General features: G+C 44.1%; 5 protein-coding genes. 3 read left to right on the top strand and 2 right to left on the bottom strand.

All coding sequences use genetic code 11. The features are described 5' to 3' along the window. Window positions 1-148: 148 nt before the first annotated feature. On the top strand, window positions 149-532 hold the full coding sequence (locus ACT3SX_RS13685; RefSeq protein ID WP_192518935.1) for a hypothetical protein: 384 nt from the start codon (window positions 149-151) through the stop codon (window positions 530-532). Here the strand turns inward: ACT3SX_RS13685 and ACT3SX_RS13690 are convergent. Beyond that, complete coding sequence (locus ACT3SX_RS13690; RefSeq protein ID WP_192992524.1) at window positions 529-1,356, bottom strand: IclR family transcriptional regulator; 828 nt, start codon at window positions 1,354-1,356, stop codon at window positions 529-531. The two genes, ACT3SX_RS13685 and ACT3SX_RS13690, sit on opposite strands and share 4 nt — an antisense overlap. A gap of 177 nt (window positions 1,357-1,533) precedes the next feature. Here ACT3SX_RS13690 and ACT3SX_RS13695 point away from each other — a divergent pair, with 177 nt between their 5' ends. Continuing rightward, complete coding sequence (locus tag ACT3SX_RS13695) at window positions 1,534-2,718, top strand: acyl-CoA dehydrogenase (RefSeq protein ID WP_192518933.1); 1,185 nt, start codon at window positions 1,534-1,536, stop codon at window positions 2,716-2,718. 417 nt (window positions 2,719-3,135) lie between these two features. Further along, a complete protein-coding gene (locus tag ACT3SX_RS13700) occupies window positions 3,136-4,356 on the top strand; it encodes a CaiB/BaiF CoA transferase family protein (RefSeq protein ID WP_442070080.1) in 1,221 nt (406 codons plus the stop codon). 40 nt (window positions 4,357-4,396) lie between these two features. On the opposite strand, the gene ACT3SX_RS13705 is transcribed toward ACT3SX_RS13700, so the two are convergent. Next, complete coding sequence (locus ACT3SX_RS13705; RefSeq protein WP_192992525.1) at window positions 4,397-5,440, bottom strand: WG repeat-containing protein; 1,044 nt, start codon at window positions 5,438-5,440, stop codon at window positions 4,397-4,399. Window positions 5,441-5,491: the final 51 nt, after the last annotated feature.

Here is a 5,491-nt window from a genome sequence, read left to right on the forward strand (position 1 = left end):
ATATACAGATATATCGAACTTTCAATCAAGTTAGATGGAAAGTATGTGGAACAGGTTAATGCGGGTTATCTATTATGATACTTTTAAAGGTAATCTCATTACTGAATGATTTTCTCTGGAACTATATGGTTTTTTATGGAACGATGATATGCACTTGCTTACGTCAACGATTTGTATTTCTCTAGCTGTCTTATTAACTGCTTGTAACCCATTAGATCGAGGGAGTGGATCGGTCGTAGATAGTTCGACTGCTACTGCCACGATAGGCATCACTGAAAAGGCGGCATTTGAGTCATTATTAGTGACTTTAGAACAGCGTCCGAACGCAGATCTGGATTGTTTGCAGTTTCTCTTTGAGAGCAACAATGACAATGCTATAGCGACAAGTTGGGAGTTTGCCGCTTTTGAAGTTCATGATGATATTTGCGGTGGCGATTCTTATGTGGGTCATGTCCGTGATCGCTATAAGGTTAGTGCAGACGGTTCAGTGATGATCTATGATTCTACAGACGGAGAGTACAAACCGTTTTAATTCCCACCACCAATCCGCTCCGCCAATACCTGTAACTTTGGCACTATCATCGCGGCATAGTCATCCGCTTCCCAGTTGGCACTTGGCACACTGGCATTGAGCGAATAAGCGTATTGCCCAGTTGCGACATCAAATACGCCAATGGCGACCGCCAATATGTCAGTAGAAAACTCTCCATCAGACACGGTATAGCCATATTTCTCATAATGCTCTGCCGCGCTGGCTAGGGCAGTTTGTGCATGGTTATAATCCTCGATAGACAACTGTTCTTGTAAATTGCTACGAATCACAGCCTGTCTTGCTTGTGAGCTTACCGCATAAAAAGCCCGTCCAATGGCAGTGCGTGCAACGGGCACCGCTGAGCCAACCTGTAAGTTGACCGATAGGCGAGCAGGACTACGACAGCAGGCGTGATAGCGCATTTCTCCTTCGACTTCGGTCGCTAGATTCACTGATACCTCATTCTCACTAGCAAACTGTCGCAGTAAAGGCTCAGCCGCTGCAACCATATCGTGGCGACTCCACGCGGTAGCACTGAGACGTACAGCACTACTACCCAATTGATACTGTCCGTGCTCAGTGACACGTAAAAACCCAAGCGTGGTCAAGGTATGGATCAGGCGAGTGATGGTCGCTTTTGGTAGTGCTGTCATCTGACATAGCTGCTGATGGGTGTGCTGCTGATCATGCTCAAACGCTGCAAGTATCGCCAGTCCACGACCTAGAGCCATAACGAATTGTCGATCGTTCTCTTCCTTGCTTTGCTCAAGTGTAGTCGTCAAGCGATTCAACAGTGGTATGGCTGCTGATAAATTTTTTGTCATTTTATACTCATCTTTTTTTGATAAAGGTTTACAGCGCGGCGAAAGTTTGCTTAAATGGTTTTAAATTATGAAACTAAGTTTCGCATAGCGGAATTATGAAGTCAATAGTCTATTTATTTAACCCCATTTATCAATCACTATTCGTCGGTCAGGATGACTGATATCAAGGAGAACCACATGGCAACATCTACGCGCCCAAGTTTTGATTGGGAAGATCCTTTCTTATTACGTGACCAGCTTACTGACGAAGAACGTATGGTGACGGACAGCGCCCGTCAGTTTTTTCAAAATGAGCTGATGCCTGGAATTCTAGAGGCCAATCGTAACGAAAGCTTTGACCGTAATATTATGCGTCAAATGGGTGAGATGGGTCTGCTGGGTGTCACGATTGAAGGCTATGGCTGTGCTGGTTTATCGAGTGTTGCCTATGGTCTGATTGCTAAGGAAGTAGAAGCCGTTGATTCGGGCTACCGCTCAGCGATGAGTGTGCAGTCAAGCCTAGTGATGCATCCTATTTGGGCGTATGGCACAGAAGAGCAAAGAGAGCGTTATTTACCAAAGCTTGCGACAGGTGAGTATGTCGGCTGTTTTGGTTTGACTGAGCCAGATTCAGGTTCTGATCCCTCGTCGATGTCGACACGCGCGCGCGCAGTGGATGGCGGTTATGAGCTGACGGGTAATAAAATGTGGATTACCAACAGCCCTATCGCTGATGTGTTTGTGGTCTGGGCAAAAGATGATGCGGGCGAGATTCGTGGTTTTATTTTAGACAAAGGCATGAAAGGGTTATCTGCACCAAAAATCGAAGGTAAGTTTTCATTACGTGCATCAATCACCGGTGAGATCGTCATGGATAAGGTGTTCGTCCCTGAAGCCAATGCGTTCCCAGATATCCGTGGTCTAAAAGGCCCATTTGGCTGCTTAAATAAAGCCCGTTATGGTATCGCATGGGGCAGTATGGGTGCGGCTGAGTTCTGCTGGAAAGCAGCACGCCAGTATACGCTCGATCGTAAGCAATTTGGTCGTCCGCTCGCCGCAACGCAGCTTGTGCAGTTGAAGCTGGCCAATATGCAAACAGAAATCAGCTTAGGTCTACAAGCAGCACTACGTGTGGGTCGTCTGATGGATGAAGATAACGCTGCGCCTGAGATGATTTCACTTATTAAGCGTAATAACTGCGGTAAAGCACTTGATATCGCTCGTATCGCTCGTGATATGCATGGCGGTAATGGTATCTCTGATGAGTTCCATGTCATTCGTCATGTCATGAACTTAGAAGCGGTCAACACTTATGAAGGCACACATGATATCCATGCGCTGATTCTTGGTCGTGCACAGACGGGCATTCAAGCATTCTTTTAAGCGTTTTATAGTCAAGTCTATATAAATCCGCTACATCGTCATCCTCGCTAAGCATACTAATGTATAACTTGCACTCGGTTTCCTTGTATCGAAATTATATTGAACTGACTATAGCTAAAAATGTTTGGTACAACTGTATTCTGTGACGTACGTGGCTGCTTGGCTTTTATTAAAAGAGCATGAACAGTAGCGTACGTTTTTCAGTTGCTCTTCATCATTTAATGATTAGATGGCTGCATGATGAAGAACAATTTTATGATTACAAATCAAAGAATAGGCGATAGTCGATTCAATATAACGTGGATACCAGAACGCTGCGTGAAAGTATTACAAGTAGTAGGTTAATAGTAGGCGCTAAGCGAGACTGATACCGTACCTAACTTATAAAGGATTGACCATACAAAATGAGGGATGACTATGACCATCAATAGCAATGCCAATAATGACATGCCAAAGGGCGCGTTGCATGGTATTAAGGTGCTTGATTTGTCGAGAGTGCTGGCAGGGCCTTCTTGTACGCAAGTATTGGCCGATCTTGGTGCCGAAGTCATCAAAGTTGAGCGTCCACATATCGGCGATGAAACGCGGCATTGGGCGCCGCCAAAGTTTAGCGACGACACATCCGCCTATTACGCGACCATTAACCGTAATAAAAAATCACTGACGGTAGATATCACGACCGATGCAGGACAAGATATCATCAAAAAACTGGCCGCTGATAGTGATCTCTTGGTAGAGAATTTTAAAGTGGGCGGTCTCAAAAAATACGGTCTAGATTACGACAGTCTAAAACAAGACAATCCGCGGCTGATTTATGCGTCATTGACAGGGTTTGGTCAAACAGGGCCAGATGCTGCGCGCCCTGGTTATGACTATATTATTCAAGGGTTGTCAGGGCTGATGAGCATCACAGGTCCAAGCGATGGCGAACCACATAAAGTTGGCGTGGCCGTGGTCGATTTATTTGCAGGGTTGCAGCTGACGATTGGTATTCAAGCAGCTTTGATTGCTCGTGAGACTGCGGGACTAGGGCAACAGGTGGATGTTGCACTTTTAGATAGTGCGCTTGCCATGCTAGCTAACGTTGGTATGAACCATTTAGCTTCAGGTAAAGTACCACCAAGGCTAGGCAATCAGCATCCTAATATCGTGCCTTATCAAGTATTCGCAGGTCAGGGTGAGCAGCACTTTATCTTAGCCTGTGGTAATGACAGTCAGTTTGCCAAATTGTGTGACGTGCTCGCAGTCGATTGGCATACCGATGATCGCTTTACGACCAATCCTAACCGTGTTGCCAATCGTATGCTGTTGTGTGATGAGCTGAGCAAGAAGTTTGCCGAGCAACCACGTACTTATTGGTTGGAGGTTTTAGATCAAGCAGGTATCCCGTGCGGAGCGATTCATAATGTCGCTGAAGCATTGGCCATGCCGCAAGCACTGGCACGCGAGATGGTCGTTAATTTCACTGAGCAAGGCAGTCCAGTAAGCGCACTTGGGAGCCCAATTAAACTATCTGCATCACCAGTTACTTATCGTACGCCGCCACCGAAGTTGAGCGAGCATACTGATAGCACGCTTGCTGATTTGGGCTATGACAGTGAGATGATCGCCAAGCTCAAAGCTGATGGGATTGTTTGATGCTTTTAGAGTAATCAATAAAATTTTTGATAATAAAGCTTTAACTATCTAATAATGGTGAGTCTATTACCTGACCTTGCTTATCGATATAAACCCATTCTCCTTCATACTGAACAAAGGCTAGATCGCCATAAAAATAGGTAGCATCATCGTATTTAAATTCAAGAGCTATCTTACCCATTTTATCGACAAACCCCCATTTGTTATTTAGTTTAATAGCAGCAAAATCTTCGGAAAAACTTCGCACCTCATCATAGTCTAAAGGAATGACTGTTTTGCCAACTTTATCGATAAATCCCCATTTACCGTTTTGTTTAACGGCGGCTAAGCCTTCTGAAAAATTGTTTGCTTCATCATATATAAGCGGAACTACAATAGTGCCAACTTTATCAAGAAACCCTTGTTTATTGTTCTTGGTAACCATTAATAATCCTTCTGAAAACTCACGGAGGTAATCATATTCTATCGGAATGATGGCATTGTCATTATGGTCAATATAGCCCCATAGCCATTGCTCCATGACATGTGCCATACCATTTTTAAATGATGCTGCTATATCATATTGAGGCGGTATGACCATGTTGCCTGTATGATCAATAAAGCCAACTTTATTATTTTGCTTGACAGCGGCTAAGCCTTCAGAAAAACTCCAAGCATCCTCATACTGCGGTTCAATAACTGCTTTGCCACTTCGATCAATATAGCCGTACTTATCATCTTGCTTCATCCAAGCAAGTCCTTCTGAAAAATCACCAGCATTGTCATATTGAAGAGATATGACGACATCTCCTGACCTACTAATAAATCCTGTTTTATCATTGACTTTAACCACTGCCAATCCTTCTGAAAAGTCACCTGCTTGGTCAAATATTAAGGGTATGACTAACTTGCCCATTTTATTAATAAATCCATACTTATAGTCTGATGAAGAAACCCAAGCATTGCCCTCCGAGAAGTAACCGATTGAGCTATATGTTGGAGCGACCACTATCTCTTTATTAGCGTTAATGAATCCATATTTATCATTACGAAGCACTTTTGCTAGGCCATCTTTTAAGCAAGAAATATCATGATAGCCAGCCACATGAGGCCTGACACAAGCTGATATTGACTGAGCAAACAAAGTACAGCTCAC

The organism is Psychrobacter sp. AOP31-B2-9 (genome assembly GCF_052378005.1).
GTDB lineage: Bacteria > Pseudomonadota > Gammaproteobacteria > Pseudomonadales > Moraxellaceae > Psychrobacter.

Coding starts and splice junctions, on each gene's coding strand:
- ACT3SX_RS13685 (WP_192518935.1), top strand. CDS start 149: ATGCACTTGCTTACGTCAACGATTTGTATTTCTCTAGCTGTCTTATTA.
- ACT3SX_RS13695 (WP_192518933.1), top strand. CDS start 1,534: ATGGCAACATCTACGCGCCCAAGTTTTGATTGGGAAGATCCTTTCTTA.
- ACT3SX_RS13690 (WP_192992524.1), bottom strand. CDS start 1,356: ATGACAAAAAATTTATCAGCAGCCATACCACTGTTGAATCGCTTGACG.
- ACT3SX_RS13700 (WP_442070080.1), top strand. CDS start 3,136: ATGACCATCAATAGCAATGCCAATAATGACATGCCAAAGGGCGCGTTG.